This is a genomic window from Streptomyces sp. NPDC030799, from assembly GCF_055572255.1.
Genome location: NZ_JBVIDS010000018.1, coordinates 41,200 through 63,406, shown reverse-complemented (window position 1 = coordinate 63,406; position 22,207 = coordinate 41,200). Strand labels below are relative to the sequence as shown.

General features: G+C 74.4%; 22 protein-coding genes and 2 riboswitches. Of the genes, 17 read left to right on the top strand and 5 right to left on the bottom strand.

Features of this window, described 5'->3' with window-relative positions:
* The first annotated feature begins 1 nt into the window (after window position 1).
* Genes ACZ41I_RS36415 through ACZ41I_RS36360 form a run of 12 tightly spaced genes read left to right on the top strand, consistent with a single transcriptional unit; the run spans window position 2 to window position 14,379 of the window.
* Window positions 2-1,015: a HesA/MoeB/ThiF family protein gene (locus tag ACZ41I_RS36415; protein WP_468318857.1), complete on the top strand. Its 1,014-nt coding sequence runs from the start codon at window positions 2-4 to the stop codon at window positions 1,013-1,015.
* Window positions 1,012-2,511, top strand: a complete 1,500-nt coding sequence (locus ACZ41I_RS36410; protein WP_363216544.1) for an effector-associated domain EAD1-containing protein — start codon at window positions 1,012-1,014, stop codon at window positions 2,509-2,511. Before ACZ41I_RS36415 ends, ACZ41I_RS36410 begins: the two co-directional genes overlap by 4 nt.
* Window positions 2,504-3,595, top strand: a complete 1,092-nt coding sequence (locus tag ACZ41I_RS36405; RefSeq protein ID WP_399765330.1) for a JAB N-terminal domain-containing protein — start codon at window positions 2,504-2,506, stop codon at window positions 3,593-3,595. Before ACZ41I_RS36410 ends, ACZ41I_RS36405 begins: the two co-directional genes overlap by 8 nt.
* Window positions 3,543-4,415: a hypothetical protein gene (locus ACZ41I_RS36400; RefSeq protein WP_468318855.1), complete on the top strand. Its 873-nt coding sequence runs from the start codon at window positions 3,543-3,545 to the stop codon at window positions 4,413-4,415. Before ACZ41I_RS36405 ends, ACZ41I_RS36400 begins: the two co-directional genes overlap by 53 nt.
* The gene (locus tag ACZ41I_RS36395; protein ID WP_468516148.1) at window positions 4,412-4,606 is read left to right on the top strand and encodes a hypothetical protein; all 195 of its coding nucleotides are present in this window, start codon (window positions 4,412-4,414) and stop codon (window positions 4,604-4,606) included. The genes ACZ41I_RS36400 and ACZ41I_RS36395 overlap by 4 nt, the downstream gene beginning before the upstream one ends.
* Window positions 4,603-6,516: an ATP-binding protein gene (locus ACZ41I_RS36390; RefSeq protein ID WP_468516147.1), complete on the top strand. Its 1,914-nt coding sequence runs from the start codon at window positions 4,603-4,605 to the stop codon at window positions 6,514-6,516. The genes ACZ41I_RS36395 and ACZ41I_RS36390 overlap by 4 nt, the downstream gene beginning before the upstream one ends.
* Before the next feature lie 39 nt (window positions 6,517-6,555).
* Window positions 6,556-7,761: an AAA family ATPase gene (locus ACZ41I_RS36385; RefSeq protein WP_363216549.1), complete on the top strand. Its 1,206-nt coding sequence runs from the start codon at window positions 6,556-6,558 to the stop codon at window positions 7,759-7,761.
* 30 nt (window positions 7,762-7,791) lie between these two features.
* A complete protein-coding gene (locus ACZ41I_RS36380; RefSeq protein WP_363216550.1) occupies window positions 7,792-8,586 on the top strand; it encodes a hypothetical protein in 795 nt (264 codons plus the stop codon).
* A gap of 3 nt (window positions 8,587-8,589) precedes the next feature.
* The gene (locus ACZ41I_RS36375) at window positions 8,590-8,859 is read left to right on the top strand and encodes a hypothetical protein (RefSeq protein WP_363216551.1); all 270 of its coding nucleotides are present in this window, start codon (window positions 8,590-8,592) and stop codon (window positions 8,857-8,859) included.
* A complete protein-coding gene (locus tag ACZ41I_RS36370; RefSeq protein ID WP_399765319.1) occupies window positions 8,856-9,530 on the top strand; it encodes a hypothetical protein in 675 nt (224 codons plus the stop codon). Before ACZ41I_RS36375 ends, ACZ41I_RS36370 begins: the two co-directional genes overlap by 4 nt.
* A 35-nt stretch (window positions 9,531-9,565) precedes the next feature.
* Window positions 9,566-11,215, top strand: coding sequence for a hypothetical protein (locus tag ACZ41I_RS36365; RefSeq protein WP_468516146.1), 1,650 nt, complete (start codon window positions 9,566-9,568; stop codon window positions 11,213-11,215).
* Window positions 11,212-14,379, top strand: coding sequence for a hypothetical protein (locus ACZ41I_RS36360; protein ID WP_468516145.1), 3,168 nt, complete (start codon window positions 11,212-11,214; stop codon window positions 14,377-14,379). Before ACZ41I_RS36365 ends, ACZ41I_RS36360 begins: the two co-directional genes overlap by 4 nt.
* A 33-nt stretch (window positions 14,380-14,412) precedes the next feature.
* On the opposite strand, the gene ACZ41I_RS36355 is transcribed toward ACZ41I_RS36360, so the two are convergent.
* The 4 genes from ACZ41I_RS36355 to ACZ41I_RS36340 all read right to left on the bottom strand — a co-directional run bounded on the left by ACZ41I_RS36355 (window position 14,413) and on the right by ACZ41I_RS36340 (window position 17,969).
* Window positions 14,413-14,622: a radical SAM-modified peptide, FtsH ternary system-associated gene (locus tag ACZ41I_RS36355; protein ID WP_351240601.1), complete on the bottom strand. Its 210-nt coding sequence runs from the start codon at window positions 14,620-14,622 to the stop codon at window positions 14,413-14,415.
* A gap of 4 nt (window positions 14,623-14,626) precedes the next feature.
* A complete protein-coding gene (locus ACZ41I_RS36350) occupies window positions 14,627-15,640 on the bottom strand; it encodes a radical SAM protein (RefSeq protein ID WP_468516144.1) in 1,014 nt (337 codons plus the stop codon).
* A 152-nt stretch (window positions 15,641-15,792) separates the two neighbouring features.
* Complete coding sequence (locus ACZ41I_RS36345; RefSeq protein WP_468516143.1) at window positions 15,793-16,968, bottom strand: hypothetical protein; 1,176 nt, start codon at window positions 16,966-16,968, stop codon at window positions 15,793-15,795.
* Window positions 16,969-17,108: 140 nt separating this feature from the next.
* A complete protein-coding gene (locus ACZ41I_RS36340; RefSeq protein ID WP_399765302.1) occupies window positions 17,109-17,969 on the bottom strand; it encodes a hypothetical protein in 861 nt (286 codons plus the stop codon).
* Window positions 17,970-18,187: 218 nt separating this feature from the next.
* Here ACZ41I_RS36340 and ACZ41I_RS36335 point away from each other — a divergent pair, with 218 nt between their 5' ends.
* The 5 genes from ACZ41I_RS36335 (at window position 18,188) to ACZ41I_RS36315 (ending at window position 21,420) form a co-directional block, all read left to right on the top strand.
* Complete coding sequence (locus ACZ41I_RS36335) at window positions 18,188-18,952, top strand: methyltransferase family protein (protein WP_468516142.1); 765 nt, start codon at window positions 18,188-18,190, stop codon at window positions 18,950-18,952.
* A gap of 30 nt (window positions 18,953-18,982) precedes the next feature.
* A riboswitch (cobalamin riboswitch) is annotated at window positions 18,983-19,102 on the top strand.
* A gap of 62 nt (window positions 19,103-19,164) precedes the next feature.
* Entirely contained in the window at window positions 19,165-19,566 is a 402-nt protein-coding gene (locus ACZ41I_RS36330) for a hypothetical protein (protein ID WP_399765296.1), read from the top strand.
* A 194-nt stretch (window positions 19,567-19,760) separates the two neighbouring features.
* A riboswitch (cobalamin riboswitch) is annotated at window positions 19,761-19,902 on the top strand.
* Between the two features lie 36 nt (window positions 19,903-19,938).
* The gene (locus tag ACZ41I_RS36325) at window positions 19,939-20,160 is read left to right on the top strand and encodes a CbtB domain-containing protein (RefSeq protein WP_363218703.1); all 222 of its coding nucleotides are present in this window, start codon (window positions 19,939-19,941) and stop codon (window positions 20,158-20,160) included.
* Window positions 20,161-20,182: 22 nt separating this feature from the next.
* Window positions 20,183-20,935, top strand: coding sequence for a CbtA family protein (locus tag ACZ41I_RS36320; RefSeq protein WP_468516141.1), 753 nt, complete (start codon window positions 20,183-20,185; stop codon window positions 20,933-20,935).
* Between the two features lie 146 nt (window positions 20,936-21,081).
* On the top strand, window positions 21,082-21,420 hold the full coding sequence (locus tag ACZ41I_RS36315; RefSeq protein ID WP_363218701.1) for a hypothetical protein: 339 nt from the start codon (window positions 21,082-21,084) through the stop codon (window positions 21,418-21,420).
* Window positions 21,421-21,438: 18 nt separating this feature from the next.
* Here the strand turns inward: ACZ41I_RS36315 and ACZ41I_RS36310 are convergent, their stop codons facing one another.
* Window positions 21,439-22,020 carry a histidine phosphatase family protein gene (locus ACZ41I_RS36310; protein ID WP_468516140.1) on the bottom strand — a complete coding sequence of 194 codons (582 nt, stop codon included), beginning with the start codon at window positions 22,018-22,020 and terminating at the stop codon, window positions 21,439-21,441.
* Window positions 22,021-22,207: the final 187 nt, after the last annotated feature.

The following is a 22,207-nucleotide window of genomic DNA, read 5'->3' as shown; positions in this document are numbered from 1 at the left end:
CATGGGACGCTTCGACCGGCACGCCCTCATCAGCGGCTGGGACCAGCAGCGCCTGGCCGAGTCCACCGTCGTGGTGTGCGGGGTGGGCGCCCTGGGCAGCCAGTGCGCCCAGGCGCTCGCCCTGGCCGGCGTCGGCCGCCTGGTGCTGTGCGACCCCGACGCGGTCTCGGAGTCCAACCTCAGCCGCGCCCCCCTGTTCCGCGCCGACGACATCGGCAGGCCCAAGGCGCCCACCGCGGCCCGCAGGCTCACCGAACTGTCCCCCCTGACCCGGGCCGAGGCCCGCACCGCACCCCTGGTCAGCGGCGTGGGACTGGCGGAACTGCGGGACGCCTCGCTGGTCGTCAGCTGCCTGGACAGCCTGGCGGCCCGGCTCCAGCTCGCCGGCCGCTGCCACCTGGTGGGCGCCGTGCTCCTGGACGGCGGCACCAGCGCCTGGGGCGGCGAGATACGGCTGTACGAGCCGACCGGGCCCTGCTTCGGCTGCGGCCTCACCCCCCGGGACCGCGCCGCCCAGGACGACCCGTGGGCCTGCGCCGACGCCGTCGTACCCGAGGCCGGCGCCTCGGCGCCCGTGTCCGCGCTGATCGGTTCCTGGCTGGCGGTGACCGCGGTACGGCTGCTGTGCGGTGCCACCACCCGCCCGGGCGTGGTCCGGGTGGACGCCGCCGGCGGTACGGCGACCCCGGTGACCGTGCCCCGCGACCCCGACTGCCCCCTGCACCGCCGTATCCCCGCCGACCTGGTGGCTCCCGTCCCGGACACGGTGCTGTCCACCCCGGCCGACCTGACCGACCATCTGGCCCCCGAGGAGACCGTGATGACCTGGGCGCCGCTGCCCGGCTCCCCGCCCCCGCGCGAGTCCACCCGGCTCGCCGACGCGCCCCCGCGTGCCCGGCTCGCCGATCTCGGCGTTGCGCCGCGCGAGATCCTGCCGGTCCTCACGACCGGCGGCACCCGCGGAATCCGCTACCTGGAACTGGCCGAGGCCGACGGGAAAGGAACACCCCGATGACCTACGAAGCGGGCAAGCTGCCCCCCGAGATCAAACGCGAACTGGTCAACCTGCTGGGCGAGCTCTACCGCACCCAGAACGAGGCCGAGGAAGTCCTGGACGACATGGACTTCCCGCAGCAGGCCCGGCCGCGCTGGGACGCGGGCCAGGAGGTCGGCGCCTACTGGCGGCAGGTGGTGCGTGCGCTGGAACTGGGCGCCGTACCGCGTGAAGGTGTCCAGCAGCTGGTGGAGACGGTGCTGGGCCGCTGGCCGGGCAACCAGGCTCTGCAGAAGATCCGTGCCTTCCTGGAGGAGGAGGACCGGGAGCAGGGCGGCACCGCCGGGAACGCCGACACGCTGTACCGGACGGTGGAGTTCGTGGGCACGGACGCCTACCCCGAACTGCTCAGACTGGTGCGCGAGCTGATCGATGCCGACGCCGTCCAGCTGTACGCCGGCCACGGGCAGGCCGCCTACCGGGTCGCCGCGATGCTCCCGGACCGGCTGGACCGGCTGCGCGAGCGGGCCGCGCGCCTCGCACCCGACGTGGAAGTGCTCTACGGCGAGTACGACTTCCGCCCGACCCTGTACACCCGCCTGGAGGTCATGGGCCCCGACGGGCAGCAGTTCGAGATCCCGTACGTGCCCAACACGACCCTGCCGAGCGACCTCGTCCCCGCCGTCTGGGCGCAGTACCGGCCGGAGGTCGCCCAGGACGCCAACGGGCATCTGCTGCGCGCCGTCGTCGACTTCCGCGACGAGAGCGGCGAGGCCCGCCGCCTCGACCCCGAGCAGCCGCTGTACAACCAGGGGGTGCGCGACGGCGGCCAGTTGCAGATGTCCGCCGAGTCGACGGCCGGCGTCGACAGCCTGCTGCGCTTCGAGGCGCTGACCCGGGCCCGCGACGACATCGTCGACTTCGCCGCCGACCACGACGAGTTCACGCTGGTCTCCATGGACGACGAGCGGCTGCCGATGGAGTACCGGGTGGAGCTGCACGTCCCCGGCTTCGCCCCGCCCGACGACCTGGAGACCTGGCCGCTCGAACCCCGCCGCATCGACCAGCACGAGCTGGACGTCTGGATGCCCTCCGAGTTCCCCATCCAGGCCCCGATGGTGCGCTGGCGGTCGGACGTGTTCCACCCGAACATCGCCCGCGACGAGGAGCGCAAGGGCGCGGTGTGCCTCGGCCCGCTGATGACGGACTACACACCCGACCTGAGCATGTACTCGCTGTGCCAGATGCTCATCGACATGGCCCGCTACCGCAACTACGAGATCCTGCCCCACGACTACCGGATGGCCAGGGACTTCGACAGCCTCGTGCAGGACATCATCGAACGCGGCGGATACCTCGACGCGGGCGCCGCCGCCTGGGCGTTCTCCTGGGACGGCCAGGAGCGCATCAAGGAGATCGGCGGCACCACCTGGCTGGCCCGGGCGGGTCTGACCGAGAAGGCCGACCGCTCCCGGTTCCTTGCGGCCCGGCGCGTGGAGGAGAGCGCGCATGAGTGAGGAGAACCGCGCCGGCACGGCCATGGTGCTGCTCTACAAGGGCACGTCCTTCGACCTGGTCGGCAAGATGACCCTGTCCTCGCTGATGGTCGAAGGGCTGCGCCGGGACCTGCCCGACAGCGAACCCGACGAGCCGCTGATCATGCATCTGCGGTATGTGCGCAAGCCGGATCCCCGGCTGGTGGACGGCCCGCGCACGATCCACAACCTGCGCAGCCAGATCGGCCGCCTCGGGGTGATCGTCTCCCAGGGCGGAGAGACCGTCATCGACCGCGAGTACCCGGTGCGGGAGCTGCTCGGCCCGGTCCTGCAGCACGTGGTGCAGCAGCTCGACGCCGACGAACAGGTGTGGGGCTTCTGCATCGACCATCCCTCCCTGAGCGGTCTGGCGCTCGGTCGCTCGACCCCCGAGGTCGAGGGCACCATGGACCTCAACCTCCGGGAGAGCAGGCGCAGTTTCACCGTGCGCAAGGTGGCCGAGCCGCCGGTGCCCGGCGTGGACCCGGCGGACCTGGGCATCGACGCGGCCGGGCTCGGCCAGGTGACGGTCCTGCTGTCCGGTGACATCCACGGCCATCTGCAGGAGATGAAACTCTCCCGCCGGCTGGAGGAGGGCGGATTCCTGCTCGGCAAGGTCCTGCGTGTCCTCGGCCCGGAACGCACGGAAGGGGCGGACGACGACGGCGAGGCGCCGGCCGACCGCTATCTGGTGGAGATCACCGAGGTCACACCGGCCGAGCACGCGGGCGCCGGAGCACTGCACTTCACCTTCACCGGCGACTCCTTCCGCGAGGTGAACCAGCGCATCACCGCCTCCGGGCAGGACCGGCAGCTCATGGGCTGGTACCACACGCATCTCTTCTCCGGGAACGAGTCGGGCCTGTCGAGCATCGACGTCGATCTGCACCTCGGCACGTTCCGTCAGCCCTGGCAGGTCGCCGGACTGATCAACCTCACCAGCGAGGAGCGGCTGCTGCGTTTCTACGCACGCTCCGGAGACTCGGTGCGCGAATGCGAACAGTGGGTGAAAGATGACCGCGGTCGATACCGCCTTGCGCGTGCTGTTGTGGTCGACGGCCGCTGACGGCGGCACGGCCACACGTCCGGCGCCGCCCGAGGGCGAGCTGACGGTTCCACAGGAGCTGGCCGCGCCACCGCCCGACGCCGGCCCGGCCGTCGTCCGGCTGGCGGCGCAGTCGGCCGCCCGGCTGCGGCTGGACGCCCTCGCGGCCCGCGAGCCGCGGCCGGTCGGCGCCGGGGCCCTGCTGCTGGCCGCCGCGGTCGGTGCACGGGCCCAGGCCCGGCTCGCGGCCGAGGCGGTCCGCGCGGTGCCGCCCGCCCGCTCGCTGTGGGACGTGCTCGCCTACCACGCGGTGGTCGCGCCCGCTCTGCCGCACATCACCGACCCGGTGCTGGCCGGCCGCCTGCGGGCCGCCTCACCGCTCACCGCCCTGCTCGACCGGCCCGACCCGGTCGGCGAGACCCAGGCTGAACTCCTGCTGGAGGACGTACTGCTGGCACACCCTCAGGGCCGCCGCCTGATCACCACCGTCTACTGCGAGGCCCCCGCCTCCCCGGCCCAGGCCCTGTGGCGGGGCCGGCTGCTCGACCAGCTCCGGATGAGCGAACGGGAGCTGGTGATCGACGTGTACGAGGCTGCCCTGCTACGGCACACGGAGGCACACCTGTCGCTGATACGCCGGGCCCGCGTCGGCCTGACCGTGCCCCCCGACCTGGCCGCCGCCCGCCCCGTCGCCCACTGGTGGGCCGCACTCGCCCGTCTGGAGCGCTCGCACCGCAAACTGCTGCGGGCCCGCTCCGGCATCGGTACCGCGTATCTGCCGGGTGTGCGTCTGTACCGGCAGGTGGAGCGGCTCGAGGCGAGTGGGGGGAGTACGGCATGACCGCGACTGTGTGCGGTGGGTGCGTGGTCGCTTGTCCGGTCGTCTCCTGGTGGGCCGGCCCTGCCGGGTTGGTGCGCCCGTACCGGCGGCTGCTGGGGGCCCGTTCCGGTATCGGTACCGCGTATCTGCCGGGCGTGCGCCTGTACCGGCAGGTGGAGCGGCTCGAAGCGAGTGGGGGGAGTACCGCATGAGCGCGACCGTGCGCCGCATCTCCGTCGTCGCCCCGGACGAGGCGTCCCTGGCGGCGCTGCGCCGGCAGCCGCCGCACATCACCGTCGAACAGGCCCTGGCCTCCGGACCGTACCTGCTGCTCCTGCCGCTCCCGCCGGGCTGGGACGTGCTGAGCTGGGAGACCGTCTCACCGGAGCTGCTGCTCCAGTCGGACCTGCCGCACGGCACCCCGCTCTACGCACCGGCGTACTCGCCGACCGCAGCGCCACCCGACCTGACCAAGCGGCCCGACCCGGGCGGCACCACCGGACCGCCCCGCGAACAGGCCGCTCCCGAGGAGCCGGTGTACCGGCACCCGCAGCCCGCGGAACTCCACGAGGACCAGTCCACGGTCCTCGCCTACGGCCGGGACATCGCCCAGGTCGCCTCGCTGCTGCGGGCCCGGCTGTCCGTGCTGGTCGTGGCCGAGAAACCGGTGGTGCCGCACCTGTGGCGGGAGATGGCCTCCCGGGCCGGACTGCGGGCCGAGGTGCTGGAGGAGCCCCCCGAGGGAGAGGACGGCGACCCGCAGGAGCAGCCGCCGCCCGGCGAGCAGCTCATCCCCCCGGTGCAGCAGAACCCGCGCCAGCGCCTGCTGGCCCGCCTGCGCGAGCTGGTGCGCGCACTCAACGACGACACCGTGCTCGTCGTCCAGCACCTCGACCTGCTCGCCGGCGGCTCCGACGGACAGCTCTCACCGGAGGCACGGGAGGTGACCGAGCTGCTGCACGGGGCGCCCGAGCGGGTGATGCTCGCCTTCGCCGCGCCCTCGCTGTCGGTGCCCGAGGTGCTGGCCGAGCGGTTCAGCACCCGTGTCACGATCACCGGCGTGCCGCGCACCGTCTGGTTCCGCGACGACCAGGAGGAACAGCCGCTGGGCCGGGCCCTGGTCACGGTCGGCGAGGCCGAGCGCTTCGACCGGTACGACCCCGTCGAGTTCTACAAGCACGTCGCCGGCATGAACCCCGTCCTGCTGCGCCAGGCCATGCGCTACGCGATGAGCGTCCACAAGGACCACCCGGCGCCGGTCGCCCGCGACCTGTACGCCACGATCCGGGCGTTCAAGGCCCAGATGTCCAGCAACTTCGAGGTGCCGGACGTCGGCTTCGACGACATCGCCGGCTACGACGAGGTCAAGGCCCACATCCAGCGGGCCATCGACATCGTGATGGGCCACCACCGGCTGCCCCCCGAGCACGACCACCTGCGCACCAAGCTGATCCCGCGCGGCTTCATCTTCCACGGGCCGCCGGGCACCGGTAAGACCCTGTTCGCCAAGGCGATCGCCAACCGGATGAACGCCACCATCCTCGTGGTGTCCGGCCCCGAGGTCATGGGCACCTACGTCGGCGAGAGCGAGCGCAACGTCCGGGAGATCTTCGCCGAGGCACGCCGCAACGCCCCCTCGGTCGTGGTCTTCGACGAGTTCGACTCGATCGCCTCGCGCCGCTCGGAGCACTCCGACGGCGGCACCCGCGCCGGCAACGCCGTGGTCGCCCAGATCCTCACCGAGATGGACGGCTTCCGGCCGGAGGTGCCGACCCTGGTGATCGGCACCACCAACCGGCTCAACCTGATCGACGAGGCCCTGCTGCGGCCCAGCCGCTTCGAGAGCATCGCCATCGACCTGCCCAACGACGAGGCCCGGCTGAAGATGATCAACCTGCACGCGGCGAAGTTCGGCATCGACGTCGGCGGCGGGGTGGACGAGCTGATCGCGTCGGCGCTGCGCGGACGCAACGGCGACGACATCCACTCGGTCTTCCGGGACGCCTTCGTCGCCGCCCACTTCCAGGATCCGCCGGTGCCACCCACGCCCGAGCAACTGGGCCAGATCGTCGGCCAGTTGCAGCGCAAACGACGCGAGCAGCGCCGCTCGGGCAGGCGCTGACACCGTGGCGGTCACGAGGGACACACGGAAGGAGGCACGGTGAGCTGGGGCCAGGACACCGTCGACACCATCAGGGACCTGGAGTACGTACGGCGGCGGCTCGACGGCGAGTTCGTCGGCCGCGACCGTGCCGTGCGGCTGCTGCAACTCGCCGTGGTCTGCCGGGAACACGCACTGCTGCTCGGGCCCACCGGCACTGCCAAGAGCGAGTTGATCTCGGCCATGGCCCGGCACATCGAGGCCCGCCACTTCAGCTATCTGCTCACCCGGTTCACCGAACCGTCGGAGATCTTCGGCGCGCTGGACTTCGAGCAGTTCCGGCAGGGCGCCTACCAGGTGCGCACCGAGGGCATGCTGCCGACCGCCGAACTCGTCTTCCTGGACGAGGTGTTCCAGGGCAGCAGCGCCATCCTCAACACCCTGCTCACCCTGCTCAACGAACGCCGCTACCACAACGGCGCACGAGCCGAGAACGCCCCGCTGATCAGCCTGCTGGGGGCCACCAACGAGATACCCGACGATCCCGGGCTGACCGCGTTCTCGGACCGGTTCCTGATCCGGCTGGAGGTGGAGCCGGTGGGCGGCACCGACCTCGAACGGCTGCTCCAGGTGGGCTGGGAGCACGAGACCCGCCGGTTCACCGCAGCCGTCCAGGCGGCCGAACAGGCGCGGGGCGCGAACACCGCCGCCCGGCCCGACGCCCACCGCACCTCGGGCACGGTGACCGTCGAACGGCTGGGCCGGCTCACGCTACGGCTGAGAGACGTCGACCTGGACCCGGTCCTCGGCGAACACCGCGAACTGGTGCGGCAGTTGCTGATCCAGGGGGTGCGGCTCTCGGACCGCCGGCTGGTGCGCAGCCTGAAACTCGTCGCCGGGGCCGCGCTGCTGCGCGAGTCGCGCACCGCCGAACCCGTCGACCTGTGGCCGCTGGCCCACATCTGGACCGACCCGGCCGACCGCACCACGGTCGAGGAGGCCGTCCAGGCCGTGGTGGAGAAACACGGTGGGGAGCCGGCCAGGCGGCGCCGACCCGACCACGAGATCCTGCTCGACGCCCGGGACATCGGCGCACCGCTGACCGCTGGCCGGCGGCCCAGCGAGTGGAGCGTCGTCGAAGGGCTCCACAAACTCGCCGATCTGTCACGGGAGTTGAGGGAGCATCCACCCGTGAACACCCAGACCGAGGCAGAGCTGTCTCGTATCATTGCCGAAGTGAACGCCTTGCTCGACCAGTTCGAGTGAGGGCGGGAACACACGAGGGGGTACCCCAGCATGTGCAATCCCCGACGGGTCCGCGTCCGGGCCTCCAGCCGGCTCACCCGCATATGGCAGGAGGAGCTGCGCCGTACGGGCCGGGCCAGCGCCGAGGTGGCCGGCGAGGCCACGCTCCGGGAGGAGTTCGGGAGCCTGCTCGGCGCCCCGGCGCGCCGGGCCTTCGAGGACGCGCTCGGCGCCGACACACGGTGGACCTGGCAGGACGGCACCTACCGGCTGGAGATGGACGGCGGCACGGTCGTCTACCACCTCGACACCGGAGAGATCGAGATGACCGCCCGGCTCAGCGACATCGTGACCGCCGAGGCCGAGGTGACCCGCACCCTGCAGGGCACGGTGGACGTGAACGCCACCGCCGAGCACACCGAGCGCTACTTCGACGACAGCTGGGCGGGCCTGAGCAAGTCGCTGGCCGAACGCACGGCCCGCGCCCAGGCCCAGGAACGCGCCGATCGCGAGGCCGCGGAGCAGGCCGCCCGCCAGGAGGAACGGGAGCGGCTCGCCGGGCAGCGCAGGCTGGCCGGACAGCGCGACGAGATCGACGCCGAGGCCCGTGCGGAGGCCGAACGCCGGGCCGCCGCCGAGGCGGAGCGGCGCCGCGGGGAACTCGAACGGGACGCCGAGACCCGGCTGCGCGACACCCGCACCGGCTTTCTGCGCCCCGTGCACGAGGTGCTGGCCGTGGCCTACCGCGACGCCATCGTGGCGTACGCGCGCGAGCGCGGCGTGCAGGACATCCAGGTCGACGAGACGGACGGCACGCTCAACATCCAGTTCGAGATGGAGGCCTGAGCGATGCGGGTCAGGGTCGAGTTCCGGTACAACGCCGAGACCGGCGAGGTCGAGCTGTTCCAGGTGGACGACATCGGCCGTACCACCCGGACCGAGGACCATGACGCCACCCACGAGGAGATCGCCTGCGCGATCGGCCGGGTGCTGGACCGCAGGCCCGTGGCGGAAGAGGTACGCGACCAGGAACGCGAGCCGCAGCCCCTGCAGCTGCCCGCGCAGACCGATCCCGCCGACGGAGAACAGCACCGCGAACCGAGGCGCGCCCACGAATGACCGGATCGCCCGACCTCCTGGCGTCCGCCGCCCGCTGCTACGAGCAGGCGGGCGACTACGCCGAGGCCGCCCGCTGCCACGAAGCGGCCGGCCATCCGCTCAAGGCGGCCGAACTGTGGGAGCAGGCCGGCGACCCGGAGCGCGCCGCCGACCTCTGGCGGCGCGCCCGCCGGCCGGGCCGGGCCGCCGAATGCCTGCTGTCCGCGCGCCGGTTCGAGGCGGCGGCCGAGTGCTTCGAGCAGGGCGGCGACCTGCTGAGCGCCGGCTGGACCCTGGTCACCCTCACCCGGTCGTACGCCACCGCCGAGCACCTGTTCGCCGTCGCGCAGCCGCGGACGGCGGGCGAGCGGCTGCGGCGCCGGCTGGGCCGGCAGCTGGCCGCGGCCCGGGCCTACGGCGAGCGCGAGGCCCTGCTGCGCACCCTGGCGGGCGTGCCGGAGCGCATCGGCTCGCTGACCCCGGCCCGGGAGCGGGCCAAGACCGAGGCGTGGGCGGTCACCGCGGCGGACCACATCCGCCGCCCGGACCTCGGCGCCCTGGTCTTCGCGGCCTCCTACCGGGCCGGCGTCGGCGGCTGCGCCGACCGCTGGCAGCAGTGGGCCGCCCGCACCCTCGGCGACACCACGGGCGTGCCCACCGGACCCGCGCCGCCGGGCCCGGCACGGGACTAGGGCCAGCATCGGCAGATCCATACATCGGGGGATCCATGAGTACTCTTTGGCGGCGCAAGAAACGGCCGTTCCCCTTGTTTCCCGCACAGCAGCCCGCGCCGCCCGCGCCGGCCGACCGCTCACGGCCCATCACCGTGATCCCCAAGCCCCCGCACGGCCAGGACACACCGCCCGCGCCGCCCGGTGAACCCCCGGCCGCCGAGCCGGGAGAGCGGGGCGAGCCGGCCGGCTGGTCGGCCGTGGTCCGCTTCCCGTCCCCCCGCGCCGCCCTCGGCCACGTCGCGGCGACGGCGGAACTGGGCCCACCCGGGCTGCGCAGATCGCCCTACGACCCGTCCGTGTGGGCGCTGCTCACCCCCGGACACCAGCCGGGCCTGCCCCTGGCGGCCGGGTACGGCGGTGTGGTCTGCGAAGCCGATGCCGACGGCCTGCTGTGGCCCGACCGGCCGGCCGCACGCGTCCCGCGGGCCATCGGCGAGCTGTCCGCCGTCGCCGCATGGGAGCCGGTGTCCCTCGCCGAACTCGCCGCCCACAGCCCGGTGGCCGGCCCGCCACCCGGCCTGAGGGAGGTCGCCGTCCTCGCACCGGGCGCGCTGGGCCGCTGGCTGCTGCGCCGCTGCCTGGCCACGGGCGTGGCGACCACCTTCACACCCGTCGAGCGGCTCGGACCGGACGGCCGGGACGCGGGCTGGCTGCTGCTGCGGCTGAGCGCCGCGGCCGGGGCCGTACCCGCCGGACTGGTCGAGGCCTGCGGCAGGCTGCCGGGAACCGTCGCCTGCCGGGCGGCGGACCCGGACTGCCGGCTGCTGGTCGACGTGCGGCTGCGGCTTCCGCTGGACGACGCCGCGCTGCTGGAGGAGGTGCCGCCCGCAGGGCACCTCGTCGTGGAACGCGCCGTGTCCGGACCGCCCTGGCAGTGGCGGCCGCTGGGCGAGGCCGCCGCGGGTGAACTCCTCGACGCACGCCCGGTGCCGGCCGCCACCCCACCCGTGCGCACCCCGGTGCCCGTGCCCGCACTCGGGCCGCCGCTGCCCGTCCGCCTGGTGGCCAGCGCACGGGCCCCGCACCGGGTCGACGCCGTGCTGGTCGCGGACGGCGAACTCGACGCGCTGCGCCGCTTCCTGCGCACCCGGCCGCTGCACGAGACCGCCGTCGTCGCCTTCGGACCCGGCCGCCACCTGGTGACCGAGCCGCCCGGACTCTGCCAGGCCCTGCCCTTCGGCGTACCCGTCCACCAGGCCGGTCCCGGTGCCCTGTACCTGGAGAGCGGCTGCGTCCTCAACCCGCCGCTGCCGGACACCGCACGCGACGAGGTCCTCGGCCTCGGCCCGGACGTCATCACGGTGCTGTGCCGCGACGGCGCCTGGCGGCTGCGCCTGGCCGACGTACGGCCCGCCTGGCAGCTGTGGATGCCCGCGCCGCCCGCCTTCGCCGCCGGACTGTCCGAGCCCGCGCGGCAGCTGCTGGAACGGCTGGCCGGAGCGATGCCCGAACCGGAGCCCGCCGCACCGGCCGCGGCGCACACCCCGGAGGCCGAACGCCGGCGGCTGAACCAGGCCGCCACGGAGCACTGGCTGCGCGGCGAGTACCGCAAGGCCGCCGAACTGCTGGAACAGGCCGGCCACTTCCAGCGCGCCGCCCAGATGTACGAGCGGGCCGCGGCCGAGCTGGGCGAGGGCCTGTGAGCACACCCCCGGCCGGCGCCTGGAGCGCCCAGCACATCCTCACCGTGCCCGCGGCCGACGCCCGCTGCCTGTGCCTGTCGCCGGACGGCACCGGACTGGTCGTGGTGCACGACGGCACGGTGGTGCGCTACGACGACGAGGGCCGCGCCGTGTGGCGGCTGCCCTGGCCCGGTCCACCGCTCGGCGCGGACCCGCACCCCCGCACCGACGCGGCGGTGTGGACCCCCGACGGCGACCGGCTGTTCCTGCTCGGCGCGGGCCGGCTGGTCCTCCTCGACGCCGACACGGGAGAGCCCGTGGAACTGCCCGCGCAGCTCCACACCGAGGGCGAGATCACCGCCCTGGCCCTGTCCCCCGACGCCCGGCTGCTCGCGGCGGGCCTGCGCACCGGCGACGTCCTGCTGCTGTACCGCGCCGAAGGCACCGTGACCCGGCTGCGCGGGGTCGACCCGGTCGTGGAGGTGAGCTGGATCCCGGGCCGGCAGGACACCCTGTGCGTGGCCACGGCGACGTCCGCGCAGCTGTGGGAACCGCACGGCGGCACCATGACGGGCACGCTCGGCGGGCTCTTCGAGGGCCTGCGCCGCGTGGCGTGCTCCCCGGAAGGACGGGCGATCGCCGTCGAGGACTACGCGGGGCTACGGCTCCTGGATCCGGGCTCCGGCCGGGAACTGCACCGCGAGTTCGTGCCGTACCGCATGAACGCGCTGACCTTCAGCCACGACGGATCCCTGCTGATCGCCGGTTCCGAGCTGGACGGGCTGCGCGTCCTCGGCCCGCGCCTCGACCTCCTCGGGCAGCTGCCCGGCCGGGTCACCGGCCCCGGCGACCTGAGCCTGTCGGCGAGCGGACTGTTCGCCGCCCGGCTCGACGCGGACACCATCGCGGTGTGGGAGCCGTCCGGCGCGGTGCCGCGCCCGCACCGGCGCCGCGACCCGGCCGCGCTGCGCCGCTGGGCCAACGCGATGGGGGTCACCGTCGGCAAGGTCCACACCCGCACCGGGGAACGGCCACCGGGCGTGCTGCGCGCGCTGCGCCTGTCGGCGGCCGGGCTGGGCTGTGTCGCCCCGGCCCTCGTGTGGTCGCCCGACGGTGCCCGGCACTGGTGCGAGTCCGGGCCGGGCCGCATCCTCGAACACGCCGCCGACGCGACCCGCCCGCACGGCGAGGCACCGGTGCGCAGCTTCCCGCACGGCTGGTACGACGCCGCCTGCCTGGCCGGCGACCGCCCGGTCCTGGTGCTGGCATCCCATTACGAGCAGGGCGTCAACCGGCTGGTGGACCCGAGCGACGGCGGGGTGCTCGCCGAACGCGCGGGCGGACAGGCGGTCACCGCCGATCCGGTGCGACCACTGCGCTGGGCGGCACCCGAACCCGGCGCCACCCCCCGGCAGTTGCTGGTGCACGACCTCGCCCAGGACGGCGGCGGACCGCAACGGCTGCCCGTGGCGGACGGGGTGCGCCGGCCCGCCTGGTCCCCGGACGGCCGGCTGCTCGCGGCCGGCACCCGCGGCCGGGTGATCGTCTGGAGCGCCGCCTCCACCGGCCGGTGCCGCCGCGTGCGGGTACTGGACTGGCCCGACCCCCAGTCCATGGTGTGCCACGTGGCCTGGTCCCCGGACGGCAGCCGGCTGGCCGCCGCGCCGGGCAGCGCCGGCGGCCCGGTCGTGGTCTGGGACACCGGCACCTGGCAGCGGCGGCAGACGTTCGGCGAGGCCGGCGGCCGGGACTGGGCCCCGGCGCTGTCCTGGTGCGCCGACTCCCGGCTGCTGGCGTTCGCGTCCGCCGACCAGGACTCCGTGGCCGAGGTCTGGGACGCGCAGGAGGCGCGCCGGATCCGGGTCCTCGTGCCGCCGGACGGGGTCGGCGGGCATCTGTGGACGCTGCGCTGGTCCCCGGTCGGCGACCAGCTCGCGGCCACCTACAACTCGGGTGCCGCCGTGCTGTGGGAGCTGTTCACCGGCGGCCCGCGCACCGCCGCCGCCCCGGTCCCGCCCAACGGCCAGGAGGAACTGGTACGGCTCGCCGTGCTCGCGGCCGTCCACGGGTTCGGGGTACCGCTGGACCTGCTCGCGGACGTGCTGGCGCTGCTGCACGGCACCTGCCCACCCCGGCTGCGCACCCTGGCCGACCACCGCGGTCTGCACGCGCTGCGCGAACTCGGCTGGCCGGGGCCCGCGTTGGCCGGACTGGCGCTGCTGCTGGTCGCGGACCTGCCCGCCGACCCGGCGTACCTGGCCCCGCCCGAGGTCACCCCGGCCGATCTCGCCCAGGCCCTGGGCCGGGCGCTGACCGGTTCCTCCATCCCCGCCCGCAGATCCGCGCCCACGCTGACCGAACTGACCGCGGCGCTGGGCACGGTGGACGACCGGCTGATCGCGCTGCTGCGCATCCTCGGCCCCGAGGCGGTGGCCGCCGACCCCACCCTGCCGGCCCGGATGCGCCGGCTGCCGCTCTCCCTCACCCCGCCCGGACCCGCACAGCGTGCCCTGCTGGGCCTGAGGCTGCTCGACGGTGACACCGGACTCGCCATGGGCGGCGCGGGCGGCACCGGCCGTTCCGGGCTGGCCCGGCACGGCCCCGCCAACCGGCTGCTGCCCACCCAGCTCGCCCTGCCCACCGAGCTGCTCAGGGCCCGGCACGCCCGCGACGAGCTGCTGTACCGCACCAGCAGCGGCCGGCTGCCGCGTGATCCGCACGGCCTGGTGCTGGTGCTGGACGACACACCCGCCACCCACGGCAAGGTCGGATCCGTGCTGCGGCTCGCGGCTCATCTGATGGCCGCCACCGTGCTCAGGCTGGGGCGGCCCTGTGCCCTGGTGCCGCTCGGCGAACCGTGGCGGTCGCGGATCCTGCAGGGCCCGGAGGACCTGGTCCATGTGTGGGCCGCAGGCCCGCTGGCGGCGGGTGACGCGCCCACGGCGTTCCGGGAGGCCGAGGTGGTGGCCGCCCGGCTCACCGCCGACATGTCCGGGCCGCCCCGGATGGTGCTGCTGTCGCACCCCTACCTGCGGCCCGCACCGCGACCGGGACTGCGCGAACTGCGCGTGCACTACCCGCACATCCCCTGGCGGGAGCCGGCCCGGCACCGCCAGGTACTGCCGCCGGAACCGTCACCGGAGGAGCTGCGGGCGGCACTGACGGCGCTGCTGTCGGACGAGTGAGACGGGTTCCGGCACGCCCGGGGTGCCGTGCGGTCAGCCGCAGAGCATCTGCTCGATCGCGTCCGGTCCCAGCGTCTGCAGCAGTTGCTCCAGCACCTCGGGCCGGAAGGCGTCACCGAGCACCTGGACGCCCCCGCCGTCGACGCGGATGCTGATCCGCACCAGACGCCCTTCGGGATGCTGCTCGTACTCCTCGGGCTGGATCAGGTCGGGGATGTGCTCGACCATCCGGTATTCGGCCATGGTGTCACCATCGTCCTTCCACTTCGGTGCCGCACCGCGGGCACCTGCCGTCCACGAGCACGTTCTCGCCCAGCGCCCAGATGTCCCGTGCCACCACGGTGGTACGGCACCGCGGGCACCGGGTGGCCCGCCCATCGGCGCCCAGGGCCCGCTCGACGTACACATGCCGCAACCCCTCCTCGTGCCCGATCCGCACCCCGGCCTCCAGGTCGGCCACCGGCGTGGGCGCGTGGCCGGTGCGGCGGTGGGCGGGCGTGGCCCGGACCAGATGCCAGGGGATCGCGGGATCCAGCGCGGCCAGTGCCCGGGCGATCGGGCGCAGGGTGCCGGGGCCGGCGGTGAGGCCGGGGATCAGCGGGGTCGACACCTCCACCCAGACACCGCGTTCCCGCAGCCCGGCGAGCGCGTCGAGCACGGGACCGGGCCGGGCGCCGGTCAGTTCACGATGGTCGCGTTCGTCGAGGGTCTTCACGTCGACGTTCACGGCGGCGACATGGCTCGCCGCGAGGTCGACGGCCTCGGCGGTGAGGAAGCCGTTGCTCTTCCAGACCACGTCCACTCCCAGCGGACGGCCCGACTCGGCGAGCGCGGCGGTGAGTTCGATGGCCAGCGAGGGCTCGGTGTAGGAGATCGCGACGCACCCCGAGCGCTGTGCGGCCTCGCCGGTCACCTCGGCCGGGTCCACCGGCTCGGCGTCCCAGCGGACGGAGTCCTCCCGGCCGTACTGGGACATACGGTGGTTGATGCAGTAGTCGCACGCGAAGGTGCAGCCGGGCGCGGCCAGGGTCAGACAGGGTGTGCCCGGCCGGTAGTGGAACAGCGGCTTGCGCTCGACGGTGTCCCAGTGCCGCACCGACGACGCGAAGGTCGCGGTCTCCAGTCGGTCCCCGGACCGGCGGCGCACCCCGCACAGACCCGTCTCGCCGTCCTTCAGCGAACAGCGGAAGGGACACAGCACGCACTGCACCCGTCCGTGCCGCTGCCGGTGGAGGACCGCCGGCGTCCACTGCATGCCCATGTGCCGTCCCCCGTCCGGTCGGTGCGCCTCAGCCAGGGTAGCTCCGGGCCGGTCAACTCTCCGGCGAACCAGGAGACTTGGATCCGGAGCCGGCAGGTTCGGATCCGGGCGGGTCCCAGGACGTCGCCTTCTCGGCCGGCTGCGGCAGGCGCTCACCAGAAATCCGCTCGGCTCGGATCCGGCCGGGCAGCCAGCGCGGCCAGCACCGCACGGCCCGCCTCGGTGTGCACGCGGCGGCGTTCGACGGCCGACGGGTCCGCGGCACGTGCCGCCCGTGTACCGGCGGCCCGCAGGCGCAGCACCTCGGTCACGGCCCGCTCGCCGACGGCCTGCCGGTCGTACGCGGCCGGGTCGCGCTGGAAGGCGAGGGCGGCCGCCGCCAGCACCCCGGCCGCCGAGGAGCACCGGGACGGGCCGCCCGCCAGCAGCCGCCGCGCCCCCTCGGGTACGTCCGCCCGGCCGGGCGGGCCTCCGGCCCCGAGCAGATCGGTGAGCGACAGCCCGTCCAGCCCGGACCAGCCGCCCCGCAGAAGCGCGCCGGCCACGACATGGGCCTCGTCGCCGTCGCAGGCGCGGTCTTCGGTGTCGTCCGGCGCGCCCGGGTGTCCGGCCAGCCGGGCGGCGGCACGGACCAGCCGCAGCCGGGCCCCGGGCGGCGGATGCGCTCCGTCGAAGTCCCGCTCGTCCGGCTCGTCCGTGTCGTCCCCGGCGTCGAGCAGTTCGGCGAGTACGGCGGCGTAGGCGGGCCCGCACAGCACGGCGGCGCACACATCGGCGAACGCCTCGCCCGACCACCGCTCCCAGGGGACGGCACGCTCCGGGGCCAGACCGGCCGCCGTGATCCGCCGGCGGATCTCGTCGCCGAGGCCCCGGTCGTCGTCGATGTGGTGCGCGGCCTCGTGCGCCACCGTCAGCAGGGCGGGCAGATGGGAGCCGAAGGACCAGGGCACGTCGATGACGGGGAACGGCAGCCGTGCGGCGGCCTCGCGGCCCTCGCGGGTGTGGATGCCACCGCGGGGCAGCAGATCGTGGTAGGCGCTGCCCCGGCGGTGGGCGCGCGGCGAGGCCGTCCGGCTGAAGCCGACCAGCGGGGGCTCCTTGGCGCGAGCTCCGGCGAGGCCGAGGACCGGCCCGTAGCACTCCCAGGCCAACTCGTCGGCGACGTCCAGGACACGGCGGTAGTCACGGACGCGGCGCAGCAGGAACCGGGTGCGGTAGTAGTCCCACACATGGTGCAGGTCCAGGACCCGGCCGGGCACGTCGTCCGCGCGTCCGTCGGCGAGCCGCGCCCGTACGTCGGCCACTCCCACGCCGAGCAGCGCGAGCACCGCCTCCAGCTGGCTGTGATGCTTCTCCAGCGGACCGCCGGCGCGGCTCGCGCCCTGCCACTGACGCAGCTCCTCCTCCAGCCCGGCGACGGCGTGCAGCCGTGCGGCGGCGCGCCGGACGGACAGCGGGGCCGGCCCGGTCAGGACGCGTCCTGGGCCGGCTCGGGTGCGGTCCCGGTCCCGGGCTCTGTCTCGGTCTCCGTCTCACCGACGAGCTGCGGCGGCGTTTCGAGCACGGCTGCCGGGTCGTCGGCGGCCTGCTCCAGCAGCAGGGGCGGTACGGGCTCGGCGTCGAGGCCGCGCCCCGGCTGCACGGGTCCGTACTCCTCGCGCACCCCGCCGAGCCAGGTGCCGCGCAGCCGTACGACCCGGAAGAGCGGCGTGAGGGCTTCGCCGATCCACTGGAAGCCCAGGTGCCTGCTGCCGGCGAGCCGCGCCGAGCCCGCCAGGTCGAGCAGCTGCAGCGGCCCGGCGCCGACGGACGTGGCCAGGCGCAGCTCGGCCGAGGCGCCCGCCTCGGCGGCCACCAGCACGGCGGCCGCATCGGCCCGCACCACCTCGGTCACGGCGAGCAGACCGGCCTCCCAGCGGCCCTCCCAGTAGCGGCGGACGAGCGCCCGGGCCAGGGCAGGGGTGTCCGTCAGACCGCTCCCGGCCAGGCCCCGGTACGCCACCAGCGCGGCCCGCTGCCGGGCGAACCGCAGCAGCACCCCGGCGTCCGCGTCGACGAGGGCCGTGAAGAGCGGGTCCGTGGCGCCGGACGCCTTGAAGCGGACGTCGATCCCGCCGCCGGCGTCGTGCAGGAAGGCACCGCGGGCCTCGGGCGCCGTCGCGTCGAAGGCGATCCTGCGGTCGGCCAGCGTCCCGGCCGCGCGGACGGACCCGCGCGAGTCGTGCAGGACGTCCCCCACGCCGACCTTCTGCAGCAGGGGCCAGGCCAGCCACCAGTCACCCCACGCCTCGCGCATGGCGTCCCGGTACACGGCGAACGCATGGACCACGGCGTTCAGCTCCTCCCCTGTCCCGCCCGAGCACCTGCGCGCAGGCTAGCAGCGCCACACCCGGGACACGCCCGAACTGCCGTGTCCGGTACGGGCCTTGCCGCCGCGTTCTGCATCCGTGGACGGAGAACGGTGGGGAGCGGTGGGGATAGGCGGGGGCCTCTCCATCGACCCGTGGGTGGTGGTGATCGGCTGGGTACGCGGAGCAGTCTTGAGGCATGGGTTCTCTTCACTCGGCACTCGTCCTGACCGTCGACCTCTGCGTCCTGATCTTCGTCGCGGCCTGGGTCGTGGGCGCTGTCCACTTCGGCGTGCGGAGCCGGTTGGGACTGCGCGGCTGGCTGCGGGGACTGCGCCGCACGCTGCCGCGCCGGCTGCTGCCGGCGGCGGGCGTCTCCGCGTTCTTCATCCCGGTCGGGCGCTTCGAAGGGTTCTGGCGCCATCTGCAGTACTGGCGGCCCGAGCCGGCCCTCCTGGGTGTCCTGCCCGCCGTCGCCTCGACCGCCCTGCTGCTGTGGTCCCGCCGGGTGCTGGGGACGATGTGGGCCAGTGTGCCGACGGTCCGGGAGCACCACGAGCTGCGCACGGACGGGCCGTACCGGCTGGTCCGCCACCCCATCTGCACCGGCCTGCTCGGCTTGGTCACCGGTTCCGTGCCGGCCTGCGGCTTCGGTGTCCGGGTGGCGTTCCTGGTGGCCGCGATACCCGGGCTGCTGCGCCGGGTCCGGGTCGAGGACCGCCCGATGGCCCGGCGGTTCGGCGCCGCCTACGACGCCTACCGCGCCGAAGTCCCGGCCCTGATCCCCCACATACGCCGCACGGCCCACCGGGTCGGCCGGCGCCCCGCGGGCAGCGTGCCGCGCCAGGGCCCGCGACGCCGGGATGATCCGAACGACACCCCCCGGCCCGGTCGTCGCTCCGGCCGCCGTCGGAGGGCGGGAGCGGTGATGGTACACGCGGCGCTCCCACCGGTGATGGCATGATGACCTGCGACATAGGGCGACGGCGGTCCGAGGAAGCCGGTGTGAATCCGGCGCGGTCCCGCCACTGTGACCGGTGAGCGAGTTCCGGCAGGCCTCCGCTCCGCCCGGGGCGGGCAGGCCGGGCGGGCGACGACCCGGGAGCCAGAGACTCACGCGGTCGCCTCCTCGACGCACACCGGGGCGGATCTCCCCGGGAGGGGAGTGACATGGGCGTGCCCGAGAGGCCGGCGGAAGAGGCGTCCGGCGGAGCGGGGACGGGGAGCGCTGCGGCGCCGTGCCGGGTCGTCGTGTGCCGGGACTGCTGCTGCGGCAGCCCCAAGGTGACGGGGGTTGATCACCAGGCGCAGACCGCACGGCTGCGGGCGGAGGTGCCGGTGCGCATCTCCGACTGCCTCGACGTGTGCGACCAGGCCAACGTCATCGTCGTACAGCCGTCCACCGCGGGCCGGGCCGCCGGTGCGCGGCCGGTCTGGCTGGGACTTGTCAACGACCCGGATGCGACCGAGGACATCGTGACGTGGGTACGGGCGGGTGGCCCGGGCGTCGCTCCCCAGCCGGACATCCTCGACCTGTACGCCTTCACGCCGCCACGGCGCCGTGCGGATCCCCGTTGACCCAGGGGTCCGGTACGGCACCGAGCCGGCGCAGGTCGCCACCGTCCGGTGCGCGCCACCGACACGGCCGTGCGCAACTGCCCCCGGGCGCCGTTGATGTGGGCCCTGCCTGCGCTGCCGCCCCACCGGCCTCGTCCTGTCCCGCCTGCTGGGAGAGGAAGATCACGGCGGGGGCAGGCGGTCTTGGCCGTGCGCGCGGCACGCGGTACGGTCTGTCCGATATCGACGACGGCGAGACGGAAGCCGGTGGGAATCCGGCACGGTCGCGCCACTGTATGCGAGACGCCCCCGAGGCGTCCCGTGAGTCAGACCCGTGGCCGTCGTCCTGTGCACCACCGAGATGGGACGCGAACTCCCAGAGGAGGTTCTGCCATGGCGCAGACCGTCGCCCAGCCGACAGCCACCACCCCCGTCGTACCCGCCAAGCTGCCGCTGAAGGCGATTGCCCCCTGGGCGGTCTTCTTCGGCATCCTCATGCTGATCCTGCTCTACTTCGTCGGCGCCGAGCAGGGCGCCACCTCGGTGCTCAACGGCACGGACGTCCACGAGTGGGTGCACGACGCCCGGCACCTGCTCGGTTTCCCCTGCCACTGAGGCGAGGGGACACCGCCCGCCCATGAATTCCGCAACCGTACGGAACCTCCTCGTACGGGGCATGCTCGCCGGCCTCGCGGCCGGCGTGCTCGCCCTCGTCGTGGCGTACGTCCTCGGTGAGCCGAGCGTCGACAAGGCGATCAGCTTCGAGGAGGCCCACTCCCACGAGCACGAGATGGAAGTCGTCTCCCGCTCCCTCCAGTCCACCGCCGGCCTCGCCACCGGTGTCCTCGTGTACGGGGTCGCCTTCGGCGGGATCGCCGCGCTCGCCTTCTGCTTCGCCCTGGGCCGCGTGGGCCGCTTCAGCCCGCGCGCCACCGCGCTGCTGCTGTCGGGCTGCGCCCTCCTCGCCGTGTACGTCGTGCCGTTCCTGAAGTACCCGGCCAACCCGCCGTCGGTCGGCGAGCCCGACACCATCGGCAGGCGGACCACCCTGTACTTCCTGATGATGCTGCTCAGCGTCCTGCTGGCGGTCGCCGCCACCCTGCTGGGCAAGCGCCTGGCTCCCCGTCTGGGCACCTGGTGGGCGACGGTCGTCGCGGTGGCCGCGTTCGCCGTCGTGATCGGTCTGGCCTACCAGTTCCTGCCTGTCGTCAACGAGGTCCCCAAGGGCTTCCCGGCCACCCTGCTGTGGCGGTTCCGGCTCTCGGCACTGGGCATCCAGGCCGCTCTGTGGGGCGGATTCGGCCTCCTCTTCGGCGAGTTGGCCGAGCGGCTGCTGAGCCCCAAGCCGGCGACGGCCGAGAGCGGGCGAGCGGTTCCGGCCGCGCACTGACCCCTTCCGGACAACAGAGGGCCCTTCGGAACCATCCGGGGGCCCTCTGGCGTTCTCCGGACACCGGCGCACGGGTTCACCGGCAGGGCGAGGGAATCCGGCGGCGGACCGGAGGCGGATGCCCGGGCGAGGAGCGGAGGAACCGAGTGGCCAGAGCCCCACAGCCCCGCCGGATCACCGTCGGTGGCCGCGACGCGGTCGCCCTCACCCCGAGGGAATACGAGCAACTGGTCGCCAGCCGACGGCAGATCGGCGGCCAGAGCGCCCGGGTGCGGGTGCTCGCCCAGCAGGCCAAGCGCACCGAACAGCTGCTGCACGACCTGGAGATGCTGATCGCGGCCTCGGGGGACGGCTGCCGGGGACGGTCCCATCCGGCGCCGACGACATGCCCCGACCGCGAAGCCATGGAGCCGGGCGACGACGGCACCTGCCTGCGCTGCGCGATAGCGGCGCTGCTGCGCCGTCACCGGGCTTCGGCAGACTGAACCACCGGCCGGCGGCGCCTAATCGGCGTCCGGCGCGGCAAGCGGACGCCCCAGCCGCAGATTCCAGCGCCCGGCCCGGCCGCTGAGTTCGGTCACGGTCAGCGGCGGCACATCGAGGCGCCAGAAAACCGTGACAGGCAACCCCAGCGCGCCGCCGACGGCCGCCCGCACCACCTCCGGCTCGACGACGGCGACCGTACGGCCCGCCACGGCCTGCGCGTCGGCCAGCCACCGTGCGACCCTTCCGCACAGGTCCTGCACGGACTCACCACCATGCGGGGCGCAGCCGGGGTCGGTGAGCCAATGGCCCACCGCCTCCGGCTCGGCGGCCCCCACCTCCTCAAGGGTGCGGCCCCGCCAGCGGCCCACGTCGAGCCCCGCCAGTTCCGGCACCGGCACGCCGTCGAGGCCCAGCGCCGTGGCCGTCTCCCGGCAGCGCGCGCCCGGAGAGACGGCCACACGCTCCGCGGCGGGCAGCGACCCGGCCGCCGCCCGGGCCCGTACCGCGCCGACGGCGTCGAGCGAGCCGCCGTCGTCGAACCGCGCCTGCCGCAACGACGCGCTGGTGGAGGGGGAGACGAGAAGAACTCGGCTGGTCACGCGGATGCTCCTGCTGCCTTCGTCCTGGGACGCGGGCCCCGGCCGGTACGGCCCGCGCGGCCGCGAACATAACATCCACCGCATGCCTTCCGTGCGCCCCGACCGCCCACTTCCGGCCCGACCGGCCACACCCGGCCGGACACCGCGGTGCCCCACACACAGGGCTGTCTGTTCGACGCGGTGGTAC

What these genes read in the sequence shown, in the direction of transcription:
- ACZ41I_RS36355 (WP_351240601.1), bottom strand. Translation starts at nt 14,622, where the DNA reads ATGGCCGAATACCGGATGGTCGAGCACATCCCCGACCTGATCCAGCCC.
- ACZ41I_RS36335 (WP_468516142.1), top strand. Translation starts at nt 18,188, where the DNA reads ATGGGTTCTCTTCACTCGGCACTCGTCCTGACCGTCGACCTCTGCGTC.
- ACZ41I_RS36375 (WP_363216551.1), top strand. Translation starts at nt 8,590, where the DNA reads ATGCGGGTCAGGGTCGAGTTCCGGTACAACGCCGAGACCGGCGAGGTC.
- ACZ41I_RS36365 (WP_468516146.1), top strand. Translation starts at nt 9,566, where the DNA reads ATGAGTACTCTTTGGCGGCGCAAGAAACGGCCGTTCCCCTTGTTTCCC.
- ACZ41I_RS36380 (WP_363216550.1), top strand. Translation starts at nt 7,792, where the DNA reads ATGTGCAATCCCCGACGGGTCCGCGTCCGGGCCTCCAGCCGGCTCACC.
- ACZ41I_RS36415 (WP_468318857.1), top strand. Translation starts at nt 2, where the DNA reads ATGGGACGCTTCGACCGGCACGCCCTCATCAGCGGCTGGGACCAGCAG.
- ACZ41I_RS36410 (WP_363216544.1), top strand. Translation starts at nt 1,012, where the DNA reads ATGACCTACGAAGCGGGCAAGCTGCCCCCCGAGATCAAACGCGAACTG.
- ACZ41I_RS36350 (WP_468516144.1), bottom strand. Translation starts at nt 15,640, where the DNA reads ATGGGCATGCAGTGGACGCCGGCGGTCCTCCACCGGCAGCGGCACGGA.
- ACZ41I_RS36390 (WP_468516147.1), top strand. Translation starts at nt 4,603, where the DNA reads ATGAGCGCGACCGTGCGCCGCATCTCCGTCGTCGCCCCGGACGAGGCG.
- ACZ41I_RS36405 (WP_399765330.1), top strand. Translation starts at nt 2,504, where the DNA reads ATGAGTGAGGAGAACCGCGCCGGCACGGCCATGGTGCTGCTCTACAAG.
- ACZ41I_RS36400 (WP_468318855.1), top strand. Translation starts at nt 3,543, where the DNA reads ATGACCGCGGTCGATACCGCCTTGCGCGTGCTGTTGTGGTCGACGGCC.
- ACZ41I_RS36395 (WP_468516148.1), top strand. Translation starts at nt 4,412, where the DNA reads ATGACCGCGACTGTGTGCGGTGGGTGCGTGGTCGCTTGTCCGGTCGTC.
- ACZ41I_RS36320 (WP_468516141.1), top strand. Translation starts at nt 20,183, where the DNA reads ATGAATTCCGCAACCGTACGGAACCTCCTCGTACGGGGCATGCTCGCC.
- ACZ41I_RS36325 (WP_363218703.1), top strand. Translation starts at nt 19,939, where the DNA reads ATGGCGCAGACCGTCGCCCAGCCGACAGCCACCACCCCCGTCGTACCC.
- ACZ41I_RS36370 (WP_399765319.1), top strand. Translation starts at nt 8,856, where the DNA reads ATGACCGGATCGCCCGACCTCCTGGCGTCCGCCGCCCGCTGCTACGAG.